We start from the raw sequence: 24,981 nt of genomic DNA, 5'->3' as shown, positions 1-24,981 counted from the left end.
TCTTGTTTTCCTGTATCTTAGGAACACGAGGAGGTTTTTGATTATGGATTCACTTAAAACCTATATTGAAAGATTAAACCAGGGCGAAGCCCTTGAAGATGTACAAAAAGATTTTAGAGAACATTTTAGTGATGTTGCCGCAATTGATATTGCCGAAGCAGAACAGGCGATGATTAATGAAGGCATGAGCGTTAAAGAAGTGCAGAAACTTTGTGATGTGCACTCTGCTTTATTCCATGGTGCTGACCGCAAGGAACGTATCTTAAATGCGGAACGGGAAGTACGCCGTTCAATGCTGAAAAGAGAAGTGCCACAGGAAATGAAAAGTGCTTTAAGCGCGATTATTGTGGGTCATCCCTTAAATATCTTAACCCATGAAAACAAAGAAATACAAAAACGTCTCGACCATTTAGCCGAGGCGATTGAAAACAATCAGGAAGCGATCCCAGAGTGTCTGCGAGATTTATCGTTATCACATGTGCATTTTGATAAAAAAGATGAACTGATCTTACCATTATTAAAGCGTCACAATATTGCCGGCCCGGCAGATGTGATGTGGAATGTCGATGTCGAATTACGCCGCACCAATAAAGCGTTACAGAAAAACTATACCTTAGATCAGGTAAAAGCGTATCATAAACGGATGCAGGAAATGCTTTTCAAAGAAGAAAAGATCTTATTCCCGTTAGCGGATGAGCAGTTCTCACTTTCCGAATGGCAGTCTTTATCATTAGATTTCCCAAGATTTGGCTATGCCTACTTAAAAGACATTCCCCAATGGAAAGATGCCATCACATCATCAACATCTGAAAGCGTAGAAGAAGGGCTGATTCATTTACCAACGGGAACCTTATCATTAAAACAGGTCAAAGGCATCTTAGATGCTTTGCCAGTTGAATTAACATTCATTGATGATCAGGATATCAATCGTTATGTGTCAGAAGAAACCCCATTATTTACCAGACCATTATCATCATTAGGCCATCATGTGTATGAATGTCATCCCCCAGTGGCTCTGCCAATGGTGAAAACCGTTATGACAAAGCTTAAAAACGGCGAAGATATGGTTTCTATTAAAACCGAAAAGAAAGGTCATCCTGTCTTAGTCCGCTATATCGCTGTCCGCGATGAGGCAGGCACTTATTTAGGCGTGCTAGAAGCGGTGGAAGACTTAAGTGATATCTTATAAGAGGAGCGATCCTCTTTTTTTGTTACTCATCTTGCATCATTTATACTTAAGATCAGGAAGGTGATAAAGATGATTGAAATCTCTCATTTAACTCGTGATTATGGTCATGGGAAAGGGATCTTTATGAGTTATTACGAGGGGGATTTAAATGGGAACACTGTATCGCTATGAATGCAAGAAAGCATTGAACTGTTACTTATTTTCATCGCTATCATGACGATTTATGTGGTGCTCATTATTCAAATGTATGAGCCCAAAACGATGAAACTGCTTGATGATTATGTCAAAGTGATGCATGCTGTTGGTATGAGTGCTGGCAATACGTCTTTACTTGCCTTAAATAGCGGCTTATGTCTCATGCATTTTGTCGTCGCCGCCTTTGTCTTATTTATATCTAGCTTAGCCTTAGATTATAAGATGACTTTACTGTTATCAGCTGGCATGCCGGCTTTCATGTACATTATGCAGATGTAAAAAAATACAGTTACCAAGATCAAAGTCCTCAAATATACAACGATCTTTACACTCTATGATACAAATGGCCTGATCAAGCTCACATCCACCGCTTTATTGAAAGTAGGGATCCTCGCGATCTTATGTTTAGCCATGATGATCGTAAGTCTGATTATCTTTAAAAAACGTGATTTATCCTTATAAAAACAGACGTAGCAGCAAGCACTGCTATTTTTTGTACAATAATGCTTGAAGTGTACTAGTACAAGTAGTACACTATAGGCGAGGAGGCGATGATATGTTTCAGCTTGACCCGCAAAGCAAAGCCTCCATCTATGAGCAGGTTGTTGACTATATGAAGAAACTGATGATCATGCAGGTTCTTAAAGCTGATGACAAACTGCCCTCGGTCAGAGAATTTTCGAAAGCTATTATGGTTAATCCTAATACCGTTTCAAAGGCGTATAAGGAATTAGAACGTCAGGGATTCACTTATACGATCAGCGGTAAGGGGACCTTTGTGGCGAAACGAGAAATGACGCGAGACCCCAAACAGGTGGAGACTTTGCTTACGCGGATTTATGAAGGGTATAAAGAATTGCGTTATCTTGGTTATGGTCAGGATGAGGCGTTAGAAATCATGGATGATTTTATCAAAAGGAGGGATGCTCATGATTCACATTGAGCACTTAAATACATATCGTGATCAAAAAATTTTAGATGATTTTTCCATGCACGTTAAAAAAGGTAGTATTTATGGTCTGTTTGGCGAAAACGGCAGTGGGAAAACAACAGTCTTAAAATACTTGGCGGGCTTATATCAGGATCCTCAGGTCACTTACTTAGGGTCACCTATTTATGAAAACATGACGATCAAAAAGAAGATCTGTTTTATTCCCGATGAACTGCCCCAGAAAGATACCTTGCGGTCGTTAAGATCGCTTTATCAGGATCTCTATCCCCATTTTTCTAGAAATCTTTATACATCCTTATTAGATATGATGGGCTTAGATGAACGAAAAAAAATGCGGACCTACTCAAAAGGGATGGTGCGTCAGGCCTATTTTGCCTTAGCTTTAGCGACGCAGTGTGATCTTTTATTACTTGATGAACCGATGGATGGCATTGATCCATTCATGCGTAAGAAGATTTATGAAACGCTTTTTGATGAAGTAGCCAAACGCTCTTTAACGATTATTATGTCTTCTCATCATTTGGCAGAGTTAGATGGCTTTGTCGATGCGATCGGCATTATGAAACAGGGTCAGATGGTTTTAGCCGGCAGTTTAGATGGTCTGAAAGCTTCATTAACAAAAGTGCAGGTCGCTTATGAACAACCGGTTGATTTATCCCCTTTAAAGATTTTAAGTACGCAAGGTCTTGGCTCAGTCAAACAAATGATGGTGGAAGGAGATCATGAACAAATTCTCGAGATCCTTAAGACGCATCATCCTTTATTATTAGAAACTTTACCCGTCACTTTAGAAGATCTCTTTGTGACTTACGTTGGAGGTGAAGATAATGGCTATCGCTAAATATTATATCAAACGTTATGGCATGATCGCTTTGATCATGAATATCTTAACGCTCTTATTCCTCTTTCTTTTTCAAAACTTTTCCGCTGTTTATATGTTAGCGGCACTGTGGGTTGGTTTGAATGCAGTGGTGACATCATTATTTATGCAAAATGATCTTCATGCACGTGATCGTTTGACCTTATTATCATCATTGCCGGTTTCTAGAGTCAGTTATTTTTTACAGACTTATCTGGTTGGATTGCTTTTTGCACTTTTGCCACCTGTGATCTGTATCCTTGGTCATTTAAGTCCCCATTTACTGATGACCGCCTTAGAATGTTACGTGTTAGCGACGTTAGCAGGGGTGATTACCGGTAATAACATTGTCCATTTACTCGTTACTTTATTACTTATTTTACTGCCATTTTTACTTACCAATATGGTGGCCATAATGTTAAAAGTGGCATACTATGGCTTAAGCTTTGATGCGGCATCGTTATATTATGGCGTGATCTTCTACTTAGTGGATCCCTCAGAGATCCCATCCTATGCCTATATGACGGATTGTTTCATGGTCATCATAAGCTTTGCCTTAGCCCTTTTAGCCTTTGTGAAAGCCAAACGTGAACATAGTGAAGAAGCCATCGTCTTCCCGCATTTAAAAATATTTTTAGTTTATTTCACGTCATTTTTAATGACATATTATTTCGTCGTTATGTCCTTAAGTTTTCGTGAGACATCTTCTCAAGGCCTGCCAGTTACCCTTTATATGGTTGATTCACTCACTGCTGGGGTGATCATCTTCCTTATTATGCGGATGATTGCCTCTTCGAGCATTCATATCTTTAATAAGCAAACACTCAAAAGCTTTCTCTGTTATGGGCTGATCTATGTTTTGTTATCTAGTGTGACGTTTTATGATACCTTTGGCATTTCAAGGAAAGTCCCAGCATTAGAAGATGTTGATTACGTCACCTTATCTTCACCTTTATTTGTCTCCAAAGTGACATTTAAGAAGAAAGACAATATCAAACATATTCTAGCTATGCAAAAAAACGCGATAACCCATCGCATCGGTGAAGGGGATAATACTTTAGATTATACCTATCATCTTAAAAACGGTAAAACAATCAAACGCAGCTATAACTGGAATACGCGTGTTCATGATGATGATCGTGATTACAAAGCCGTTTTGGGCTCAAAGGAAATGCATCAGCGGCATCAGCTAAATACCAAAGCGTTGGCTAAGCAGTCAGCGATGGTTGTCATCACGACTCGTGCTGGGCGAGTGAATTATGATAGTCAGGATTCTCTTGCAATCCTTCAAGCCTACAACAAAGATCTCGCGCATCTTTCTTATGAAGCTTTAGTGAATCGGGATGATGGGGACTACTTTGAAGTGCTTGTGTCTAATCATGAGACATATTACTTGAGTATCACCAAAGATTATCGTCATACCATCGCCGTCTTAAAGAAAGATCATCAGAAATATAAGAAAATCAAAACATTATGGAAATAGAAAAAGGGGCCATCACGAAATAATTTGAATTTCGGCTAGGCCTAAAAGAGATCTCAAACACTGGGATCTTTTTTATATCCTCTTAAACTATATTCTAATATGTAGAATATAGTTTTATAATGCTAACTTTAGTACACTTATTATATGTATCTAATATATTTTTATAGAAAGCTTGTTGCTTCTAAAAAAGTGCAAAAAGTCCCTTATTTTTTGACATATACTTAAAGTATATTTAATTATACTAATTCACCAAGTTTTACCGTTCTTCTAGCCAGAATTTATAGTACTTTCTAAAATTATGGCTTGTACAGATCATGAGGAACTCATACTGTGCTTTTTCAATTCTTCTCCAAATTTTGATCTCAGCATTGAATCCACAACTTCTTCCATTTGTTCCTTGATGACATTTCTACTTACCGCTTTATAGGCATTCGTTTCAGGATTAGGCTTTTTCTTAGTGCTAAGGCATTTTTGGCGGAATGGACAGTCTTTGCACTTTTCTTTGCTTGTATATACCTGTCTGATGTTCAGACTGTCATGATCATATGAATCTCTTTCAAACACATCAAATACATGACCGTTAGGGCATACCTTAAATCCCTTCACTGTTCGTTTCCCAGTTCATTGGATTATATTCTTTCTTTTTAAAGGACGGCGTATTCTTTTTGGCATACATTCCATACTTCATAGTGGGGTTCATTCCTTTTGAAAGACAGTACATATAGTTTTCTAACGAGCCATAGGCGGCATCAGCTACCGGGTTGAGTGGATATTCACCAGTATATTCATGGTATCTCTCCATGAATGGGATAAACGTTTTTGTATCCCCTGGTGTTTGATAAAGGCAGGCATTAACAATAATACCGTCAGCCACGGCAACCTGAGCATTATATGCCGGGCGGGAAAGACCAGTGTTACAGTAATAGTCCATTTTTAAAGCACACATAGTGGCGTCATGGTCGGTTTTTGAACAACTGTTTCTAAAATCACCAATGACTGCAAGCCAGTATTCATATTTATCAAGTCTACAGAAATAGTTGAGAAAGGTATCGTAGCATTTTTGAAGAGCAGATTTCTTGTGGCCTCGGCCATAGACAAACTCAATATTATTTTTTCTCATCTGCTCCATAAGGTGTTCGGCAATATTGCCAATTTCATGGGCGGTATATGACTCTTTGGTGTCATAAAGCAAACCAATTTGATCCCGCATTTCATTAATGCTTGAAGTGATTTTCTTGAATAGCTTGTTTTGATTGGTGAGGATACATTTTTTCCAGACGAACGTGTATTTGTTGGCTACAGATTCAAATTTAGTACCATCAATGAACATAGTGGCTGTGCAGATACACATGATTTCAATTAAACGTGAGACAATATCAAAGAAAATATTATCAATATTATCAACAAGGTAATTGTTTACAAAGACGCAAAAGGATATATATGCTCTAAGTGACTTCTTAATCATGATTATGTCATGGTTAGTGAAGCAATCACTTAGAGTATTTTTGTTTCAGGAGGTACAGCTATGAGAAACGAAAAAATCACCCTACTGTACGAGCGCCTAAGCCGGGACGATGAGTTACAGGGCGAGAGCAACTCTATATCCAACCAAAAGCAGATGTTAGAGGACTTTGCCCGCCGGAATGGGCTGCCAAACCCTACGCACTTTACCGATGATGGTATCTCAGGCACCCGTTTTGACCGCCCCCGGATTTTTGGCGATGATGGAGGAAGTGGAGGCAGGGCGTGTAGAGGCGATCGTCATCAAGGACATGAGCCGGTTGGGGCGCGACTATCTAAAGGTCGGTCAAGTTATGGAAGTTTTGCGGCAGCGAGGCGTTCGTCTGATTGCCATCAACGACGGTGTAGACAGTCTGACAGGCACCGTGATTTACGGCTACTTATGGGACGAAAAACGGGAGCATTGGCTGGTGGATGAAGAAGCCGCCGAAGTGGTACGCCGTATCTTTTCCCTAACGCTGGAGGGATATGGGCCTTATCAGATTGCTTGCAAACTATCTGCAGACCGGATTGAAATTCCCGTCGTACACCTTGCCCGCTTCAACGAGGTTGTGAACCACTCAAAGCCGGTCAAAGACCCCTATGGATGGGGATCATCTACCATCGTGAACATTTTGAAAAAGCGAGAGTATTTAGGGCACACCATCAATTTCAAGACCCGCAAGCACTTTAAGGACAAGAAAAGCCACTATGTTTCTGAGGACGAATGGACGATCTTTGAGAATACCCATGAAGCCATTATCGACCAGCAGACCTTTGATTTGGTACAGAAAATCCGCAGCAATGTACGGCGTTATCCAAACGGCTGGGCGAAGCCGGGAACTGATCCTGTATGACGCAGCAGCCCGGTATCTGAAAGAATTGAAAGACAGCGGCGAGGGGATCACCCCGAAGGCATGGCAGCGGGAGATCGACCAGCTAACCGCCGGAAAGCAGACGGACACGCTTGCCATGAAATCCATGAGGGAGGATTTGAAATCAGTGGAACGGCTCCGCAAAACCGCAAAGCAGCTGTCCCGACAGGAACGGGATAAGTCTCACGACCATGGGCCGGAGCGATAAAGGCTACCGCGTTTTGCCGTACCTCTGTCAAGTGCGTCGCGTTTCACGACATACCTTTGCATACAGAAAAACCGCCGTACAGGTTTCCCCATACGGCGGCAGACTGTTTATTTGCCGAACAAGTCGCTGTGTGTGCCGGTGCGGGCCAGCGTCAGCACCAGAACATCATCCTCTATGCGATAGACAAGCAGCCAGTCCGGGAGAATATGACATTCCCGATGGCCGGCCCAATCGCCGGACAGGTCATGGTCGCGGTTCTTATCCGGCAGCGGTTCGCCCATTGCCAGCAATGCTACGACCTGCTCCAGCAGCTCAATCTTCAAGCCACGCTTTATGGCTCGTTTGTAGTCTTTTTTGAAACTGGTCGTGTACTTAACGGTATATTTGGTTTCTTTCATCTTTTCAGGTCAGCAAACAACTCGTCAAGGTCATTGTAGCCCTTTACAGACGGGTCTTTTGCAATCTTTTCCGCTTCCAGCATGGCAGCAACCGTTTCTTTGTTCGGCTGTTCCAGCCTTATCTCAAAGGGAATGCCACCTTCACGAAGCGACTGGCGCACAAAGATGTTAAACGCCGTAGTCAGGTTCATGCCAAGCTCAGTAAACAGTGCGTCCGCCTGCGCTTTCAAATCTGCGTCCATGCGGATACTGATGTTTGTGGTATTTCTAGCCATACGATCAACCCCTTTCTGCTGGCAATTATAATATATGCCATTTGCACGAAGAAAACAATACTTTGCACGAATATTTAACAATATATTCATTCAAAGAGGTTACCTGCTTTATGAAAGAAATCATTTATGAAGAACAAGGCTGAACCTATCCCTGTCATGGATTACCGCCAGTACCGCAGAGCGCGGAAACTGGTGCATGAGTGCTGTAACTACATCGACGGAAACTGTATCGCTCTGGACGATGGGGAGGAATATGTCTGTGTCCAGTCTATTTCCTACTCCCTGTTGTGCAGGTGGTTTCGGGCGGCGGTATTACCGCAGGATAAAGAACTGGAAACGGCGCTGTTCGCCGGCTGAATGCGAAGAACTGCGCCGTATGCGGGGGCGCTGTTTACCCCCGGTTCTAACAGGGCCAAATACTGCCCGGAATGTGCCGCACGCATGAAGCGGATCAACGCCGCAAAGCGCAAGCGGAAACAACGGGAGAAATGTCACGCTTTAGGGGCTGAAAACCCCTTGTAAATCAAGGCTTTTTTCGGGGGGTGTCAAAGACAGTCTGATAGATTTATCCTCTGCCCCCTAAAATAGTCTTAAAATGCGTACAAAGTCCCAAGAGAACCCCAAGGAGGAACCCTATGTCAGACAATCGAAAATATTATTACCTGAAACTCAAAGAAAACTATTTTGATGATGATTCCATCAGGCAACGATCATGCACTGGAAGCAGCCGATCCGCTGGAATTGGCCGAAATCAAGCGGCGCTGGAAGCCATATATCAACCAGACGCCAGACTATGCGTATCTCCGCAAAGACCTGCTGAACGGAAAAATGTCATCTATCAAACGAGGTGTCAGGAGCCATACAGTGCTTCTGACACCTTTTTTGTGAATTTGATTAAAAAGTCCTTGACAATTTGTCTCTGGTGTTAGCTGATGGTGTTTCTCCATTTGCAATCAAAATATAAGGAATAGTTCCCTTGCAAAGTCTTTCAAGCTTTGAATAAGAAACCTGGCCTTCATCTATATACGCATAAAGAACAATGGAGATGTAAACCTGCTGATGATAGAAAGAAGAGACTTTATGACAAGCTTAAAGTGGTTCTTTTTGAGAAAAAGGGCTGTAGCCTGCACGCTTGCAGATACAATTACGAAAGTCAATCAAATACTGAGAGGATGGATTCATTACTTCCGTATTGGTATGATGAAAAGCTTTCTTACTGAGCTTCGCATGTGGTTACGTCACAAGAGCAGGGTTATCATTTTAAAAATGTGGAAAAGATCCAAAACGATCTTTAGACATCTTACATATTTGAATAAGATTATGCATTGTCATTTTTCATTCGAAGATATCTTTAAAGTAGTTCATTCGCGTCTGGGATGGTACCGTAAAGCAACCGGTAATGTTGTTCATTTTATTTTAAGTCCTAAATTTCTTGAGAAAGATAAAGGAGACTGCCCAGGTTTTGTCAATCCCCTTAGTTACTATCTAGATAAATTGTGCATAATGTAATGTAGCGCCATATACGAGATCCGTACGTATGGTGCAATGGAAGGGGGATTAATTTCCCTCTATCCTATTTTTCTAAGGCTTCCAGCCATAAATCGACATTAGCATCACTAGGCATACGTAAGTCGCCGCGTGGTGATAAAGCAACTGAACCAACTTTTGGGCCATCAGGGATACAGCTGCGTTTAAACTGCTGGGTAAAGAAACGGCGATAGAATTTCAGTAACCATTTCTTGATGGTCGCATCATCATATTCATCGCCATAAGCGACTTTCGCAATGCGATAAAGCTTTACTGGTTCATAGTGGAAACGGGCATGATGATAGAGGAAGAAATCATGTAATTCATAAGGTCCTACGATATCTTCAGTTTTCTGGGTAATCTTATTATCATCCGCTGGTAATAATTCAGGGGATACCGGGGTATGTAAAATATCCTGCAGGGTATCTTTTAAAACGCCATCATAAGTCGATGAGACATAATCAACTAAATAACGCACTAAGGTTTTAGGCACTGAGACATTGACCGCATACATTGACATATGATCACCATTATAAGTGGACCAGCCTAAAGCCACTTCCGATAAGTCACCGGTCCCAATGACAATCCCACCAGCTTGATTAGCCACATCCATTAAGATCTGCGTACGTTCACGAGCCTGGCAGTTTTCATAAGTGACATCATGAACATGTTCATCATGTTCAATATCTTTGAAGTGGATACGGACCGCTTCGGTGATATTGACTTCTTTACGGGTGACGTGGAGTTCTTCCATTAATAAGTCGGCATTATTTTTCGTTCTTGTCGTGGTGCCAAAACCGGGCATGGTAATGGCAATAATATTTTTACGATCAATCCCTAAAGCATCAAATGCGCGGACGCACACTAAGAGCGCTAAAGTGGAATCCAAGCCGCCGCTGATGCCGACAACGACTGTTTTCGCATGAATCGCTTGTAATCGCTGCATCAGACCATGGGTCTGAATCGAGAAGACCTCTTCACAGCGGGCATAACGATCGGCCATCTTTGATGGAACGAAAGGATGGGGATCATAGTAGCGATCTAATGTGAGATTGTGTTCATCAAAGCGGAAAGGGATGTAATGCGCATAAGAGTCATTAGGATAAGTGGTCATTTCTAAGCGTTCACTTTCCATCTTTGATAAATCTAAAATGGCAGTGATCAGATGTTCATCAAATAAGTCTGATTCCTTTAATTTGACACCATTTTCATAAATCATCGAATGACCAGAGAAGACAACATCAGTTGATGATTCCCCGCTGCCGGCATTACAGTACACATAACCGCAGATTAAACGGGCACTTGTAGAAGCGATCAAGGCGCGGCGATAATCGGCTTTAGATGTTAAATGGTTTGATGCCGAAGGGTTAACGATGAGGGTGGCTCCCATTTCACATAAGGAAATGCTTGGGGTATTAGGAACCCAGACATCTTCACAGATTTCACAGCCGATGCGAATCCATGGATGGGCTTCATCCTGGAAGATCAGATCATCCGCAAAAGGGAAGGTCTGCTTAGCATAAGTGACGGTTTCATCCATCCCTTGGCCGGATGCGAAATGACGGCCTTCATAAAATTCATGATAATTCGGGATATTGATTTTTGGCACCATCCCTAAAATGGTGCCGCGCTGCATCACTAAAGCAACGTTGTATAAATCATTGTGATAAGCAAATGGCAAGCCTAAGACGATCAACATATCATGATCTTTGGTCGCTTTGGCGATTTGTTCCACCTGGGTTTCACATTCGTTTAAGACGCGCTTGGCAAAGAAGAGATCTTCAATCGAATAGCCCGATAAGCTCAGTTCACTAAAGACTAAGACCTGGACATCCTCTTTGTGCGCTTGGTCGATATAAGAAAGGATCTGCTTAGCGTTTTCTTTGACGTTTCCTAAGGTTACGTGAATACTGGCGCAGGCAGCCTTTACAAATCCATCTTTCATTTTATTCACCTCGTTTTCATTATATCGGTTTCGCCATCGCTTCGCAATTCTTTACATTGTGAGGGGCTTTAAAAAATGGTAAGATAAATAAGCATAGTTAACAGAAAGGGGAAGACATATGGATGTACAAAAACGAGATGAAGTCTCTTCACGAGTCATCTCCTTGTATCGTTTCTTATACGAATTAGATCAGCTCAAAGCCAGTGTCATTACGAATGTCGATGCCTATCAGTGGCATCTCTCATTAAAGGACCTGAAAGATGTTGATCCCGTCAATATTAAAGTCTTAGTGCCTAGTGAGGCCAACGATTATACCTTATTAACCGTTCATAAACCAGAATTAACGCCCTGTCCGGCGCCTGATGCGTCTTTTAAAGATGCGTTAGTGCTCGGCTATGAGGATTATACGCAGGATGATGCCCTGCTTCATGAGTTGGCAGGGGAAAGCTTAGAGGCTTATCGCAAATGGCATACGAAGCGTCGCAACTGGCAAAAAAAGCAGCGCATTTTAGCGCAGAGCCGTGATCTGTTTACCTCATTATTTAATGTCTTTAATGATTTAGAAAGAGATTACGAAACCTTAGAAATGGTGTGCGCCAATGGGATTTTACAAGATCGAAGTCAGCCTCATTTACGCCACCCATTAGTCTTAAAGCGCGTGGCGATGGCGTTTAATGCGGATGATAATACCTTATATTTTAAAGATACGGATCGCCATGCCGAATTATATACCGGCTTATTCAATGCTGATGAGCATTTAAACAGTCAGGGGATTCCGCATTTACGCGATGAACTTGTCAGCACCAGCTATCACCCGGTCAACGATGAAGGCGGTTTTCTTAAACGCTTAACCCATGCCTTATCACCAGATAGCTATTACTGTGAAGAAAGCAGCTATGAAGGCTGGGAGAAACAAAACAGTATTATTGTCTTTAATGATCCAATGCTGATTTTAAGACGCCGTGAAGAAGGCACTGCCAAAGCCATTGAAAGTATTATTAATAAAATCGAAGAAACCAAGCAGGTGCCAGTACCGATTCGCAACTTAGTGATGGGCGGTAAGATCGACATGCCCACGATCGACCATCAGGAAACCATCGATGAAGCGTTAGCGTCAGTCGGCGGTGAAAGCTTAGATATTCTTTTATCCAAAGAAGCCAACCGTGAACAGTTAGAGGTGGCGAAGCGGATTGAACATTACGATGCAGTCTTAGTGCAGGGGCCGCCAGGTACTGGGAAAACCCACGAAATTGCAAACTTGATGGGCCACTTCCTTGCAAAAGGAAAATCGGTATTAGTCACCAGTTATACAAAGAAGGCCTTATCGGTTTTAAAGGATCAGATCGATCCGCTGATTCAGCCGCTTTGTGTCAGCGTCTTAGATGATTCGAATGAAGATATGGAAAACAGCGTTGACGGAATTACTGATTTTATTTCTCGTAATACGTCATACGAGTTAAAAAATGAGATGGATGCCTTAGATTTAGAACGCCGTGAAGCGTTTAAAGATTTAAGCAAAGTCCGAAAACAGCTCTTTGATGTGATCGCTTCAGAATATCAGAATATTCGCTTTGAAGGGCAGGAAGTTTCCTTAGCAGAAGCGGCCATCTTTGTTTATCAGCACCAGCAGGATCTCGCTTATATTCCCGGCAAGGTAAAGCTAGGAGCCTCTTTGCCGTTAAATTATCAGGAGCTTAGTGATCTTTATCATGCCAATAAAGATTTAAGCGCCGAAGATGAAAAGCAGATGCGTTTTGTCTTGCCAGAACCTGCGTTCTTATTATCGCCAGCCGAATTTAACGAAATGGTGAAAGAAGCGCAAAAGATTGAAGAAGAGTTCCAGGATATCGAAAATACCAATCATTTTGTCATTCGTAATCAGGAATTCAGACGTGTTCTCAATGTCGAAATCGGCGCTCAGAAGTTTGCCATTGACTACCCGCATGAAGAAGATCTCAATGATTTAATTGGTTTAGTGAAGTCATTGCCAGAATGGAATGAAGCTATTAAAACAATGGTTGTCGATGGAAAGCTCGGCGGGGCTAATGCTTCACGCTGGCAAAAGCTGATCACCGCTTTAAAAGATTGTCAGCGGGTCAGTGAAACGATGATGGACCAGCATTTTGGCAAGCAGTATACCATCCATGGGAATTTTGAAAATTATCAGGCAAGCTATGAAAAGACGCGTGATCTGCTTTCTAAAAAAGGCAAGATCGGCTTCTTCGATACACTTTTTGACCGCAAACTCAAAACCTGTCAAAGTCTTATTGACGTGGATGGCCATGCTTTGGAAACCGTTGATGATGTGTCTTATGTCTTAGACTTGATCACCCTAAAGAAGAAAAAGAATCAGTGCGCCTCTTACTGGGATTCCTTATTAGTCCCATTAGGCGAAAAAGCTTTCAATGATTTAGATGAAAAGCATCCTGAAACAATCGCCTATGGTCTCATTAAGCCAATGGAGAAATACTTAAGCTATTTTGATGATTCTTATCCCGCTTTAGAAAAAGCCATGCGCAAAGCGCATATCCCGATGGAGCTGATGAATGGCAAACGGGAATATATGTCGGAACGTGATGGTTTGAATGCCCTCATTGAAGCGATTGAGAAATACTTAACGCCATTATTTAAGCTACTTGTGGGGGCGGTACGCTTAGGGGATATTAACAGTATCATTGAAGAAAACATCCAGATGATCGGTCATGATGTTAAAGCTTCGATCGTCGAAGACTTAACGCAGGCCTTACGCTTTAAAAAAGCCCATGATTACGAAGACGCTTATCATCATTTAGAGTTAATTCAGTCACAGCGTCATGTTCATGAAAAACGTCAGGACTATTTAGACACTTTAGCGAGCGTTGCACCAGATTGGGCGCATGCGATTGAAGAACATGATGGCATCCATGGCCAAGATCATGTTCCAGACAATATTAATGAGGCTTGGCGTTATAAACAGTATGTGGCTTTATTAACGAAGATTCTTAAAGAACCTTATGAAGAATTAGAAGATAAGGCAGAAGCCTTAAGCAAGCGTTTTAAAGAAAAAACAACTGCTTTTGCGCAAAAGAGTGCCTGGTATCATCTGCTTTGTGAAACGGAAAAGAACATTGATATGAAACAGGCTTTACAAGGCTGGAAACAGACCGTGAAAAAGATTGGCAAAGGCAACCGTAAGGATGCGGCAATGTATAAAGCTAAAGCCCGCGAACTGATGGGCCAGTGTCAGAAAGCTGTGCCGGGCTGGATTATGCCAATTGGAAAAGCCTTAGAAACCTTAGATCCGACGACGAACCATTTTGATGTCATCATTATCGATGAAGCTTCACAGGCTAACTTGTCATCGTTAGCCGTCGCTTATATGGGTGATAAGATGATTATCGTCGGGGATGAACATCAGGTCAGTCCAATGGCAGTTGGGGTGGATACCAATAAGGTTAATAATCTCATTCAGATGTATTTACAGGGAATTATTCCTAATGCCCACCTCTACAATGCGAAAACATCCATCTATGATTTAGCAATGATGACCTATCAGCCATTAATGTTAAGAGAACACTTTAGATGCGTGCCAGAAATTATCGGCTTCTCTAACCATCTGATTTATGAAGATAAAATCAGACCGCTGCGCGAAACCCATTCCACCCATGTCAAACCAGCCTTGGTTACATATCATGTGCCAGGTAAACGTGAGGGCAAGGTGAACAAGATCGAAGCGCAGATGATTGTCTCCTTGATTCGTTCATGTATTCGTCAAGACGAATACAAGGATAAGACGTTTGGTGTTATCTCTTTATTAGGCGATGAACAGGCGAAATATATCCAGGAGCTTATCGATGCCCAGATCAGCCTCAAAGATATTGAAAAACGGCGTATTCTCTGTGGGAATGCTTCGCATTTCCAGGGCGATGAACGTGATGTGATGTTCTTAAGCTTAGTGGATTCACCAAAAGGAGAACCGTTGCCATTAATCTCTAAAACCGTTGATGAAACATATGAAAAACGTTACAACGTCGCGGCTTCACGAGCCCGCGATCAGTTATGGATCGTGACCTCATTAGAGCCGGAACGGGACTTAAAAGAAGGCGACTTACGCCGTGAATTAATCACTTATGGTCTTCATCCCCATGATTATGACTTCAAGCGCGTGACTTATAAACGTTCGCCATTTGAAGAAGCCATTTATGATGAATTAACTTCACGCGGTTATGAAATGGCCTCATGGCAGGTGGGTTCTTACGACTTACCACTTATTGTCGTAGCGAAAGACAACGACGTGGTCATTGCCTGTGATGGTGACCGTTATCATATGAGTGATGAAAATATCCGTGAGGATATGGAAAAACAGACCATCTTAGAGCGTGTCGGCTGGCGTTTTATCCGCATTCGTGCAAGTGAATATTTCACTCATCCGAAAGGGACGATGGAAACCCTCATCAAACGGTTAGAACGTTTGGGTGTAAAACCGCAAAAACAGACCGTTAAACGCAATGACTTGCTGTACCGGGTCAAAGCCGACCTGATTCAAAATATCCCTATCAGTGCGATGAACCAGTTCCCACCAGAAATGGTTGATATGATGATGAAGGATGCAGCCATCAAGAAACAGAAGGCGGAGTAAGATCCGCCTTTTTGCTTACCTTTATAAATACTAACAATATATATATATATATATACCTTCCATTTTCCGAAAAAAGGCCCGAGAATCCTTGAATAAAAGGGGAATAGGTATACAATGAATGCAAGAAACACATATCATTTTTGCGTGCAAAAATCAATTTATGAAAATGTCATCAGGACATTGACAAATGGTTTCAATTTTGATTTTATGAGGGACAAATGGAAGAAAGAGGTGCGGACATGAGTTTCAACGAAAAAGAATTACATGAGATTTATGATCAAATTGAAGGTGGCATTTGTTTATTCACCAATGATGAAGAAAAACGCATTGTTTTTGCGAGCAGTGGATTACTGACTCTTTATCATTGTGAAACTCAGGAAGAATTCTTTTCTTTAACGCACGGTCATGTTAAAGGGATGGTTTATGACGCGGATTATCAGCAGGTCATGGATCGCTTTGGCTTGGAAGGGACCCATTATTTGACTTTTCGAAGAATTGCGCTTGATTCTACGATTCATCATGTCGTCGGCTATAGTCGCTTAATCACCTTAGATGGTCAACAGTACAGCTATATGCATCTACTGTGCGGTCAGGTGGAAAGTGCCTATCATCAGTTAACCCAGTCTTTACCAGTCCTTGATGCCACCCATTTCTATAATGAAGTGCTCAGCGCGATCAGCAACCAGGAAAATGATTATGTGCCAATCGTTTTTAATGTCACTAATTTTAAGGAATACAATCGCTTTTATGGAATTTCAGCTGGAGATGACTGCATTGAGAAAATAGCCGAGACATTGATTGACACATTTCAAGGGGATCTGGTTGGTCATGCTTATGCCGATAATTTTTTGGTATGCGCCCACAAAAAGCAGCTCCATGAAAAAATTCAAAGAGTCTGTGAAACAATAAATCATTATATCGGGAATAGTTCGATTCTGATCAAATGCGGTCTTTTTAACTTTATTCCTCATTCTTCATTAAACAGTGTACGTCACGTTTTCGACCGCGCGAAATTAGCCTGCTCCAGCATTTCTCATGATGCCACAAAAGATTGTGCTTATTACACTGAAGAAATGAGTAAAATGCAGGATCGTCGGCTGTATATCATTCGTAACTTTGAACAGGCGATGGAAAAAGGGCATATCAAGGTCTTCTTACAGCCGGTTGTGCGTACGTATAGCGAGAAGCTATGCGGCTTCGAAGCCTTAGCGCGCTGGGATGATCCTAAATTAGGCTTAATCTCTCCTGGACTCTTTGTGCCGATCCTTGAAGATGCCAAGCTGATCTCGAAGCTGGATCACTATATTATTGAAAAGGTCTGCCAGCATTTTACGGATCATGCTCATAGTGACGTGGCGCAGGTACCGATTTCTGTCAATTTATCACGTATTGACTTTGATTTACTGGATCCTTTTCAGGATATTGAAGCGCTGATTGAAAAATATCATGTCGATCGCTCACTTTTGCGGATTGAAATTACCGAAACAGTTTTACAGCGCAATGAAGCGAAGCTAGCAACGATGATCGGCCAGTTCCATAATGCCGGGTATCAGGTGTGGCTCGATGACTTTGGTAGTGAGTACTCCTCACTCAATGCCTTACATAATTATCACTTTGATGAATTAAAGATCGATATGGGCTTTTTCCGTCATTTCGATGAAAAGTCCCGCAAGATTATTACATCGGTCGTGATGATGGCAAAGGTCTTAGAAATGCATACCTTAGCCGAAGGCGTTGAAACCCGCGAACAGGCGGATTTCTTAAGAGAAATCGGCTGTGGTAAAATCCAAGGCTATTATTATGGCAAGCCGATGCCTTATGGGGAGGTGCTAGCGCACTGTCAAAAGCGTGGTATTGCTATTGAAAAGGCTACCGATGCTAAGATGTATGATCAGGCGGAACTGATTAATATCATTTCTAATAATGGCACCGCTATTTTGCATTATGACGGCGTTGCGCCGCAAATGTTAGCGTGGAACGCCACTTATAAAAAAGTCATGGAAACCGCAGGAACTATTGGCCGTATCAAGGCTAATGAAAACTTACGGGCAAAAGACTATCCGCTGCGCGGCAAATTCAAGAAGCTGCTTGATCGGGCCTATCAGTCAAAAAATGAAGAAGTTATCAGTTATGTTGATAACGGTCAGTATTATCGCGTGGCAGTCAAGTATGTGGCTGGCCTTAAAGATGACTGGCTGGGGATTGCTCAGTTATCCAATATTACCGGAGAAACTGAATATTCCAAGATGGATCAGTATGATATGATTTTACGCCATCTCTATCAGATCTATGATGGGATCTATTATCTCAATCGCTCGTTAGATCAAATTGAAGTCCTTGAGTGCGTGCATGAAAGAATTAGTGCCGGAACGATTTTCCATCACATTGATCAAACTTTTGAAACCTTCACGCATACGCTCGTACATCCTGATGATCGTGAGATGTACTTGCATTTTATTAATATTCATGCACTTTATCAATCTTTAAAGAAAAATGATCAAGGCGTTATTTCGACAGTCGTGCGAGTAAAACGTGAAGATGGCATCTATCATTGGACTGAGTATATTGCCTTACTGCTTTATAAAACGAAGACTAAAGATATTGTCATTTGTGAACGGAAATCTTATTATGACAGCCACAAGGATGATCCACGTATTGTCAATCTTATGAAAAATACACAATCGCATCGCTAACGTTCCCGTAAGATCAAAGAAGACGGGAACGTCTTTTTTCGTATTGCGGAAAGGGTAACGGAAAGGCTTACTTTACTAGGAGCAGAGAGGAAAATGTGTTAGAATAGGTCACATAAAAAGGCATTAATTCTATTTTTACAAGCGTAATACACGCTAGAGGAGATTTATACAATGTTTGAGAAAATCAATTACTACGGTCAAAGCTACGACGTCTATAAAGCCTGTCGGCCCCAGGTGCTTGCAAGCATCCAGAAAAATACCTTGTTTTTATTAAAGACAATGTCTGTGGCAACCGCTGTCTTAACGATTTTAAGTCTGCTTGGTTTACATCGCAGCTATCTGTTTTTATATCTGGTGCCATGTCTTTGTTCCCTTGTTTTAGCATGGCTGCTGAGGGAAAGGAAAGGGCCGGTGAAAGCTGTTATGTATCTTGCTATGACGCTTTTGCTGGTATTTGGTATTATTGATTCCGCTATTGATCCCCATCACGTTGCGACCGCTTATTTGGTTTTCATTGTGCTAACCGGTATTTTGTTTATCGATACAATGATCAACACAATTATTTATGATTTCCTCATCTTTGCCGTATTTGTCGGCACATCTTTTTATTTTAAAGGGGCGCAGATCGGTCTTTATGATTTTTTTAACGGTTTTATTTTTACTATCGTTGCGCTGATTCTCCATAACTTAGTGCAAAAGGATAAAATGGTCTCTTTTCTGATTCTCAATAAGTACAATGAAAGTCAGGAACAGTTAAAAATGCAGGCTTATTTTGATTCACTTAGCGGTATTCTCAATCGTTCTTCTTTTATGAAACTCTTACAGCAAGTCATTGATGAGCCCCATTGTGATGATCTTTACCTGGGCTTTTTAGATTTAGATCACTTCAAAAGCATTAATGATACCTATGGTCATCGCGTTGGTGATGCCGCTATTGTGGAGCTGGCAGCGTGCCTCAATAAACATTTAGTGGTGCGTTATGCCCATAATCCTAGTCTCTACGAAACCATTGACTTAAATACCGACAATGCGACCGCGCGCCTTGGTGGGGATGAATTCCTCTTTGCCATCCACGCCCCAAGTGCCGCAATCTGTGAAGCTTATTTACAGGAGCTAGCGGACTGTTATGAATCAAAAATTATTGAAGTCAATGGTCAAGTCGTGACAAATTTACATTTCTCTTGCGGCGTTTTGCATTATAATAATAACTATCAGGATGCTGATGCCCTTTATCAGCAGGTGGATCAGGTGATGTATGAAGCCAAAAAACAAAAGGATACCCGCTTCCTGATCAAAGAATCTTAGGGAGGATGTCATGAAACAAACACTTGAAGAGATGAAGAAAATCAATGATGAAGCCGGACTTAATAGCGCTGAGCGCGCTTTAGCGTTCTTTGATGCCGTCTTGGCCATTGCCATCACATTAATTGTCTTAGAACTGCCCGTCAATGATCTCAATACCCATAATTATGCGAAATATCATGAGTTATTTTTATACTTTACCGCCTTTCTCATGTCCTTTGAGGTATTAGGAACAATCTGGCATGCTCATTTACGCTTTTACAGCGTGCCGGCGATGCGTCGCAATGTTCAGCCATTACACATTTTACTTTTATTAGTGCCGGTCACGCTCTTTCCCAAAGCCACAATGTTAATTGCCTCACCGAAACATAGTTTTTATGCCATTTTGGCTTATTTTATAACCAGTGGCCTTCTTTTCTTAGGAACGTTATTATCATTGCGCTATGCCTCCAAAGCCGTGATTAATAATCAGGGCCGTGATTTGTGGCGCTATGCAACACATCATCTGAATGAGAGTCAGTTATCAGCGGAGGATCAGGAGCGTCTCAGTGTCACCCGTGAGCGCCTTAAAGAGCAGCGCCGTCTCATTGGTTTTGGGGAATTTTTTACCTTGTGTGAAGTGATCAGTTTTATGGTGATGCCGATACTCTGTTATCTCTTTTTTATCCTCAATCTGATTGTGAGCTTTTATCTCATCTCATCACGTCATCATTTACGCCAGTCTTGTTAGACTGGTGTTTTCTTTTTAGTCAAATAGATATATTTGACCAAAAGTGAATGTTTCAATAGGAAAAGACGAATATTTGAAAATTCAAAGCATTGAATTTCAAAAATAGCAGTTTTATAATTGTGATTTGTATAAGTATAAAAGAGAAAGTTGAGGGAAAATGAATATGGAACTAACCAGAATACCGAAACGCAAGATCGATCGCGCAAAGATTGTCGTTGGCATTCCGCGTGCTTTTTTAACATTTCGTTATCAGACTTTATGGCAGTCTTTCTTTGATGCTTTAAAGATCAAGACGGTGATGTCGCAGCCGACCAACTTAGAGACAATGACCAAAGGGGAAAATAAAGCCAATTCCGAAATGTGCTTAGCGATGAAGATTTATTTAGGCCATGTGGCTAGCTTGGAGGGGGCCTGCGACTATGTCCTCGTTCCGCGCATTGCCGACTTTGGCATTCGCCGAGTCATGTGTACGACCTTTCAGGCTTTGCCAGATTTAGTGATGAACATCTTTCGTCATGCCTCCTTCAAAGTGCTTTCCTATAATGTCGATTCACGCTTAAAGACCGATGAAAAAGAAGCGATGATCGCGATGGCGGAATCTTTAGGGTTTAGTCATTCTGAGGCGAAAAAAGCTTATAAAACAGCGCATAAGGCAAGTGAAGACGCTTATGATCAGCAGGTCGAAGAAAATGAAAAGCTGTATAAACAAAAAGGTTTAAAGATTGTCGTTGCGGGTCATAGTTATGTCACCGAAGATCGTTATATCGGTAAACCGATCTTTGATTACCTCAAAGATAATGGCATCATTCCTATTCGGGCAGATCTCGTTGATCGCAAGGAAGCTTTAAAAGCTGCTCATAAAGCATCACCAACTTTGAAATGGGAACTTTCTCGCGAAATTGTTGGCTCTTTAGCTATGCATTACAAGGATATTGATGGCGTCATTTTATTAACAGTCTATCCATGTGCTTTAGACTCGATGGTCAACGATATGATTATGCGTAAAAATAAAATGGCAGAAATACCGCTTTTACAGCTGACTTTAGATGCACAAAGCGGGACGGCCGGGCTGGAAACCCGTTTAGAAAGTTTCATTGATATTATTACAATGCGAGAGGAGCAGGAAGATCATGGCGAAGAGTGAAGAATTAAAAGTGGCCTTTCCAATGATTGCCAATTATAACGATGTCGTTCGTTATTTTGTGGAAGTGGGGATGAACCAGACGTATATCAGACAGCCTAAAATGACCAGACGGACGATGAAATTAGGTGCTAAATATGCGCCGGATATGGTCTGTACACCGTTTAAGACGATTTTAGGGTCAATGATTGAAGCGTTAGAAGCTGGGGCGGATACTTTGATTATGGTCTTTGGTTACTGCCGCCTGGGCTATTATGGCGAATTAGCCGAGAGAATCTTACGTGATTTAGGCTATGAATTCAATTATATCAATATGGCTGATTACACGACTGGCAAATATAAGGATTACCTGAAAGCTTTAAAAAAGATCAATCCCAAAGCCAAAAAGATTGGCATGATGAAAGCGGGCTTAGAAGCGTTAAAGATGATGCAAAATATCGATGCGATTGAAGAATATTATTATCAGAATCTCGGTTTTTGCGAAGATCCCGTTAAATACAAAAGCATTTATACCCGTTTTATGCATGATATGCATAAAGCCAAAAACAGTGAAGACATTAACGAAGGCTATAATAAAGCGTTAGAAGCTTTCCAGAGCATACCGGTACATAAGGGGGAACTGCCATTAAAAGTCGCCGTTCTTGGGGAATACTTTACGGTCATGGATGAGTTCTCTAATTTTAACTTAGAACAGGATTTAGCGATGATGGGTGTAGAAGTGCATCGCTGGATGAATGTCACGCACCGTAATCTTCACTATCCCGGAGAAAAGAATCTCCATCCCCGCATCCAGGAATACTGTCAGTATGAAATGGGGCCAACCAGTTCCGCCAATATCTGGTATGCAAAAGAGTGCGCAGAAAAAGGCTTTGATGGCATCATACATGTGAAATCTGCCGGCTGTACACCAGAAATTGATATTATGCCGGTGTTATCACGCATCTCTAGTGACTTTAAAATTCCTATCCTTTATTTGACCTATGATGCCCAGGATGGGGATGCTGGTTTCCAGACCCGTCTGGAAGCTTTCTATGATATGATTGAAATGAGAAAGAAGGTTAACATCTAATGGAACATGCATATATGGGAATCGACGTTGGTTCCATCTCTACAAAAGGCGTTATTATGACCAAAGACAATACCATTTTATCAAGTGCTTATATCTGGACAGAAGGCAACCCTATTGGCGCGGTCAAGAAACTTCTTGAACTTTTACAAAAAGACTTCGATGAAACAAAATATAAAATTGTGGCCATCGGAACAACCGGCTCAGCCCGTAAGTTAGTTGGCACAGTGGTGGGTGCCACGGTCGTGAAAAATGAAATCACGGCGCATGCCGTCGGCACAACAACGTTCCATCCTGACGTCCGGACAATCTTAGAAATCGGCGGTCAGGATTCCAAAATTATTATTGTCGAAAACGGTGTCGCCATTGATTATGCGATGAATACCTTATGCGCTGCCGGGACCGGCGCTTTCCTTTCCTCGCAGTCGCATCGTTTAGGTATCCCGGTAGAAGATATGGGAGAAATTGCCTTAAAATCAGAACACCCAACACAGATCGCAGCGCGCTGCACGGTCTTTGCGGAATCTGATCTTGTCCATAAGATTCAGGTTGGTCATACCAAACAGGATATTGTAGCTGGTTTATGCGATGCGGTTGTCGGCAACTATCTTAATAATGTCGGTAAAGGCAAGAAGATTGTCTCACCCGTCGTTTTCCAGGGCGGTGTTTCGAAAAATGTCGGCGTGGTCAAAGCTTTTGAAAGACAGTTAGATACCCATGTCATCGTTGATGAAAATGGTCATCTGATGGGAGCGATCGGTGCTGCCATTTTAGCTCGTCGTAATAAAAAGCGGACAACTTTCAGCTTTGATATCGAAGATATGGAATTCGTGACCCGCGAAATCAACTGTGGCGGCTGTCCCAACAACTGTGAAATTATCTGTGTCTACCGTGATGGGGAGATGATTGACAGCTGGGGCAATCGCTGTGAACGCGGCGCTATTGCGGCGAAAAAAGTGGCGCACTTATCACCTGACATGTATTAACAAGATTTTCCTTGAATCCCCGCTTCTTCTCTCTTTATAATAGAGAGAGGAAAAGGGGAATTTTTTTATGTCTAAACTTACTAAAAATATCATTGTCGTGGCGATCATCGCCGCGATGGTTGCCGTCAGTGAACTCATTCATGATCCGGAAGTCATCTTCCCGGAAATTGCGGCGATTGCGGCCGGCGCGATTCTCTCTGAGAAACTGGCCTGGCATGTTGATCGCAAACGTATTTTTATCACTATTCTGATTTGTGCGACGTTAGGAATGCTCATTGTGCATTTACCAGGACCGGTCTATTTAAAAATGACCTTCGCGTATTTGCTTGGTCAGCTTGTCATGCTAGGCTCGGGGACAAGTTTCGCGCCAATGATTTCGGCGATTGTTTTACCCGTCATGTTATCAAGCCAATCCATTCATTATTTGATGTCCGCAGCTTTCTTTACAGCCATTATCTTAATCGCTCATGCTGTAAAAGAAAAATCCGAACCGAAAGTGGACCAATTCTTTAAGCCACAGTTTACTCCCGGTAATTTAATGCATGTGGGAATGCGTACAGTGCTGATGTTGCTGATGATCTATGGCTCTTTTAAAGTCAATATGCGCTTTATGGTAGCACCGCCATTATTAGTCGCTTTTACTGAATTTACCAATCCGCATGCGAAGGCGCGTCAAAGACCGATTGTGACGATTCTACTCATGGGCTTCTGCGCGACGGCCGGGGCTTTATCGCGTTTGATTTTCACTATGCAGCTGGGCTTACCGCTCACTTTCGCGGCTGTTGTGGCAAGTATCTTCTTTGTTTTAATGATGGACTTTGTCAACTTGTATATCCCGCCAGTTGGTGCCTGCACCATTTTAGCAATGCTTATCCCCGCTAAATACGTGGCCGGGTTCCCGATGCAGGCGTTATTTGGCGTACTTATTTTAATGGCTTTATCCATTCTTGTTTTTAAGGAGCATGATGTATGATCACCATCGGTCTCTCGCTTACTGCTTTTTTTACCATCGTTTTTATTTTGATTATGGTTATTGAAC

22 protein-coding genes and 1 pseudogene are annotated in these 24,981 nt (G+C 41.9%); 18 read left to right on the top strand and 5 right to left on the bottom strand.

From position 1 onward, the window contains the following. Positions 1-43: 43 nt before the first annotated feature. The 5 genes from SG0102_RS08950 (at position 44) to SG0102_RS08930 (ending at position 4,678) form a co-directional block, all read left to right on the top strand. Positions 44-1,189, top strand: coding sequence for a DUF438 domain-containing protein (locus tag SG0102_RS08950; RefSeq protein ID WP_125119625.1), 1,146 nt, complete (start codon positions 44-46; stop codon positions 1,187-1,189). Between the two features lie 171 nt (positions 1,190-1,360). Then, on the top strand, positions 1,361-1,663 hold the full coding sequence (locus tag SG0102_RS08945; RefSeq protein ID WP_125119624.1) for a hypothetical protein: 303 nt from the start codon (positions 1,361-1,363) through the stop codon (positions 1,661-1,663). 277 nt (positions 1,664-1,940) lie between these two features. Then, a complete protein-coding gene (locus SG0102_RS08940; protein WP_125119623.1) occupies positions 1,941-2,327 on the top strand; it encodes a GntR family transcriptional regulator in 387 nt (128 codons plus the stop codon). Continuing rightward, a complete protein-coding gene (locus SG0102_RS08935) occupies positions 2,314-3,177 on the top strand; it encodes an ATP-binding cassette domain-containing protein (protein ID WP_157983018.1) in 864 nt (287 codons plus the stop codon). The genes SG0102_RS08940 and SG0102_RS08935 overlap by 14 nt, the downstream gene beginning before the upstream one ends. After that, positions 3,164-4,678: a hypothetical protein gene (locus SG0102_RS08930; RefSeq protein ID WP_125119621.1), complete on the top strand. Its 1,515-nt coding sequence runs from the start codon at positions 3,164-3,166 to the stop codon at positions 4,676-4,678. The genes SG0102_RS08935 and SG0102_RS08930 overlap by 14 nt, the downstream gene beginning before the upstream one ends. Positions 4,679-4,990: 312 nt before the next feature. Here SG0102_RS08930 and SG0102_RS08925 read toward each other — a convergent pair whose 3' ends face one another. Both SG0102_RS08925 and SG0102_RS08920 read right to left on the bottom strand, forming a co-directional pair. Continuing rightward, on the bottom strand, positions 4,991-5,284 hold the full coding sequence (locus SG0102_RS08925; RefSeq protein ID WP_125119620.1) for a transposase: 294 nt from the start codon (positions 5,282-5,284) through the stop codon (positions 4,991-4,993). Beyond that, a complete protein-coding gene (locus SG0102_RS08920; RefSeq protein WP_157983016.1) occupies positions 5,271-6,143 on the bottom strand; it encodes a hypothetical protein in 873 nt (290 codons plus the stop codon). Before SG0102_RS08920 ends, SG0102_RS08925 begins: the two co-directional genes overlap by 14 nt. Positions 6,144-6,203: 60 nt before the next feature. On the opposite strand from SG0102_RS08920, the pseudogene SG0102_RS16040 reads away from it, so the two are divergent. Continuing rightward, a pseudogene (locus SG0102_RS16040) lies at positions 6,204-6,329 on the top strand (recombinase family protein); the annotation flags it as partial. A gap of 22 nt (positions 6,330-6,351) precedes the next feature. Next, complete coding sequence (locus tag SG0102_RS08915; protein ID WP_456298642.1) at positions 6,352-7,035, top strand: recombinase family protein; 684 nt, start codon at positions 6,352-6,354, stop codon at positions 7,033-7,035. Between the two features lie 333 nt (positions 7,036-7,368). Here SG0102_RS08915 and SG0102_RS08905 read toward each other — a convergent pair whose 3' ends face one another. Then, entirely contained in the window at positions 7,369-7,659 is a 291-nt protein-coding gene (locus SG0102_RS08905) for a type II toxin-antitoxin system YafQ family toxin (protein ID WP_002596328.1), read from the bottom strand. Then, complete coding sequence (locus SG0102_RS08900) at positions 7,656-7,934, bottom strand: type II toxin-antitoxin system RelB/DinJ family antitoxin (RefSeq protein ID WP_125119618.1); 279 nt, start codon at positions 7,932-7,934, stop codon at positions 7,656-7,658. The genes SG0102_RS08905 and SG0102_RS08900 overlap by 4 nt, the downstream gene beginning before the upstream one ends. 126 nt (positions 7,935-8,060) lie before the next feature. Here SG0102_RS08900 and SG0102_RS16035 point away from each other — a divergent pair, with 126 nt between their 5' ends. The 3 genes from SG0102_RS16035 (at position 8,061) to SG0102_RS08885 (ending at position 9,443) form a co-directional block, all read left to right on the top strand. Beyond that, on the top strand, positions 8,061-8,291 hold the full coding sequence (locus tag SG0102_RS16035; protein WP_456298641.1) for a cysteine-rich VLP domain-containing protein: 231 nt from the start codon (positions 8,061-8,063) through the stop codon (positions 8,289-8,291). A 330-nt stretch (positions 8,292-8,621) separates the two neighbouring features. Beyond that, the gene (locus SG0102_RS08890) at positions 8,622-8,822 is read left to right on the top strand and encodes a hypothetical protein (protein ID WP_231999777.1); all 201 of its coding nucleotides are present in this window, start codon (positions 8,622-8,624) and stop codon (positions 8,820-8,822) included. Positions 8,823-8,993: 171 nt separating this feature from the next. Beyond that, positions 8,994-9,443: a group II intron maturase-specific domain-containing protein gene (locus tag SG0102_RS08885; protein WP_125119617.1), complete on the top strand. Its 450-nt coding sequence runs from the start codon at positions 8,994-8,996 to the stop codon at positions 9,441-9,443. Between the two features lie 64 nt (positions 9,444-9,507). On the opposite strand, the gene SG0102_RS08880 is transcribed toward SG0102_RS08885, so the two are convergent. Further along, positions 9,508-11,406: an NAD(+) synthase gene (locus tag SG0102_RS08880; RefSeq protein WP_125119616.1), complete on the bottom strand. Its 1,899-nt coding sequence runs from the start codon at positions 11,404-11,406 to the stop codon at positions 9,508-9,510. 118 nt (positions 11,407-11,524) lie between these two features. Here SG0102_RS08880 and SG0102_RS08875 point away from each other — a divergent pair, with 118 nt between their 5' ends. The 8 genes from SG0102_RS08875 to SG0102_RS08840 all read left to right on the top strand — a co-directional run bounded on the left by SG0102_RS08875 (position 11,525) and on the right by SG0102_RS08840 (position 24,915). Then, positions 11,525-16,024 (top strand): AAA domain-containing protein, encoded by a 4,500-nt coding sequence (locus SG0102_RS08875; protein WP_125119615.1) that lies wholly within the window; start codon positions 11,525-11,527, stop codon positions 16,022-16,024. A 218-nt stretch (positions 16,025-16,242) separates the two neighbouring features. After that, positions 16,243-18,717, top strand: a complete 2,475-nt coding sequence (locus tag SG0102_RS08870) for a GGDEF domain-containing phosphodiesterase (protein WP_125119614.1) — start codon at positions 16,243-16,245, stop codon at positions 18,715-18,717. 171 nt (positions 18,718-18,888) lie between these two features. Further along, positions 18,889-20,022, top strand: coding sequence for a GGDEF domain-containing protein (locus tag SG0102_RS15595; protein WP_197715032.1), 1,134 nt, complete (start codon positions 18,889-18,891; stop codon positions 20,020-20,022). 10 nt (positions 20,023-20,032) lie between these two features. Then, positions 20,033-20,749, top strand: a complete 717-nt coding sequence (locus tag SG0102_RS08860; protein ID WP_125119613.1) for a TMEM175 family protein — start codon at positions 20,033-20,035, stop codon at positions 20,747-20,749. A 163-nt stretch (positions 20,750-20,912) separates the two neighbouring features. Then, positions 20,913-21,893, top strand: coding sequence for an acyl-CoA dehydratase activase-related protein (locus SG0102_RS08855; protein ID WP_125119612.1), 981 nt, complete (start codon positions 20,913-20,915; stop codon positions 21,891-21,893). Then, positions 21,880-22,959, top strand: coding sequence for a 2-hydroxyacyl-CoA dehydratase (locus SG0102_RS08850; RefSeq protein WP_125119611.1), 1,080 nt, complete (start codon positions 21,880-21,882; stop codon positions 22,957-22,959). Before SG0102_RS08855 ends, SG0102_RS08850 begins: the two co-directional genes overlap by 14 nt. After that, positions 22,959-23,942, top strand: a complete 984-nt coding sequence (locus SG0102_RS08845) for an acyl-CoA dehydratase activase (protein ID WP_125119610.1) — start codon at positions 22,959-22,961, stop codon at positions 23,940-23,942. The genes SG0102_RS08850 and SG0102_RS08845 overlap by 1 nt, the downstream gene beginning before the upstream one ends. Positions 23,943-24,009: 67 nt before the next feature. Beyond that, complete coding sequence (locus SG0102_RS08840; protein ID WP_125119609.1) at positions 24,010-24,915, top strand: hypothetical protein; 906 nt, start codon at positions 24,010-24,012, stop codon at positions 24,913-24,915. Positions 24,916-24,981: the final 66 nt, after the last annotated feature.

Origin of the sequence: Intestinibaculum porci (assembly GCF_003925875.1) — a bacterium.
GTDB lineage: Bacteria > Bacillota_I > Bacilli_A > Erysipelotrichales > Coprobacillaceae > Intestinibaculum > Intestinibaculum porci.
This window is presented reverse-complemented; position numbering and strand designations above follow the sequence as displayed.

Excerpts from the sequence above, each read along its gene's own strand:
- SG0102_RS08850 (WP_125119611.1), top strand. The coding sequence starts at position 21,880 with ATGGCGAAGAGTGAAGAATTAAAAGTGGCCTTTCCAATGATTGCCAAT.
- SG0102_RS08890 (WP_231999777.1), top strand. The coding sequence starts at position 8,622 with ATGATGATTCCATCAGGCAACGATCATGCACTGGAAGCAGCCGATCCG.
- SG0102_RS16035 (WP_456298641.1), top strand. The coding sequence starts at position 8,061 with ATGAAGAACAAGGCTGAACCTATCCCTGTCATGGATTACCGCCAGTAC.
- SG0102_RS08950 (WP_125119625.1), top strand. The coding sequence starts at position 44 with ATGGATTCACTTAAAACCTATATTGAAAGATTAAACCAGGGCGAAGCC.
- SG0102_RS08905 (WP_002596328.1), bottom strand. The coding sequence starts at position 7,659 with ATGAAAGAAACCAAATATACCGTTAAGTACACGACCAGTTTCAAAAAA.
- SG0102_RS08880 (WP_125119616.1), bottom strand. The coding sequence starts at position 11,406 with ATGAAAGATGGATTTGTAAAGGCTGCCTGCGCCAGTATTCACGTAACC.
- SG0102_RS08885 (WP_125119617.1), top strand. The coding sequence starts at position 8,994 with ATGATAGAAAGAAGAGACTTTATGACAAGCTTAAAGTGGTTCTTTTTG.
- SG0102_RS08920 (WP_157983016.1), bottom strand. The coding sequence starts at position 6,143 with ATGATTAAGAAGTCACTTAGAGCATATATATCCTTTTGCGTCTTTGTA.
- SG0102_RS15595 (WP_197715032.1), top strand. The coding sequence starts at position 18,889 with ATGTTTGAGAAAATCAATTACTACGGTCAAAGCTACGACGTCTATAAA.
- SG0102_RS08915 (WP_456298642.1), top strand. The coding sequence starts at position 6,352 with ATGATGGTATCTCAGGCACCCGTTTTGACCGCCCCCGGATTTTTGGCG.
- SG0102_RS08875 (WP_125119615.1), top strand. The coding sequence starts at position 11,525 with ATGGATGTACAAAAACGAGATGAAGTCTCTTCACGAGTCATCTCCTTG.
- SG0102_RS08945 (WP_125119624.1), top strand. The coding sequence starts at position 1,361 with ATGCAAGAAAGCATTGAACTGTTACTTATTTTCATCGCTATCATGACG.
- SG0102_RS08940 (WP_125119623.1), top strand. The coding sequence starts at position 1,941 with ATGTTTCAGCTTGACCCGCAAAGCAAAGCCTCCATCTATGAGCAGGTT.
- SG0102_RS08900 (WP_125119618.1), bottom strand. The coding sequence starts at position 7,934 with ATGGCTAGAAATACCACAAACATCAGTATCCGCATGGACGCAGATTTG.
- SG0102_RS08930 (WP_125119621.1), top strand. The coding sequence starts at position 3,164 with ATGGCTATCGCTAAATATTATATCAAACGTTATGGCATGATCGCTTTG.
- SG0102_RS08855 (WP_125119612.1), top strand. The coding sequence starts at position 20,913 with ATGGAACTAACCAGAATACCGAAACGCAAGATCGATCGCGCAAAGATT.
- SG0102_RS08870 (WP_125119614.1), top strand. The coding sequence starts at position 16,243 with ATGGAAGAAAGAGGTGCGGACATGAGTTTCAACGAAAAAGAATTACAT.
- SG0102_RS08845 (WP_125119610.1), top strand. The coding sequence starts at position 22,959 with ATGGAACATGCATATATGGGAATCGACGTTGGTTCCATCTCTACAAAA.
- SG0102_RS08840 (WP_125119609.1), top strand. The coding sequence starts at position 24,010 with ATGTCTAAACTTACTAAAAATATCATTGTCGTGGCGATCATCGCCGCG.
- SG0102_RS08860 (WP_125119613.1), top strand. The coding sequence starts at position 20,033 with ATGAAACAAACACTTGAAGAGATGAAGAAAATCAATGATGAAGCCGGA.
- SG0102_RS08935 (WP_157983018.1), top strand. The coding sequence starts at position 2,314 with ATGATTCACATTGAGCACTTAAATACATATCGTGATCAAAAAATTTTA.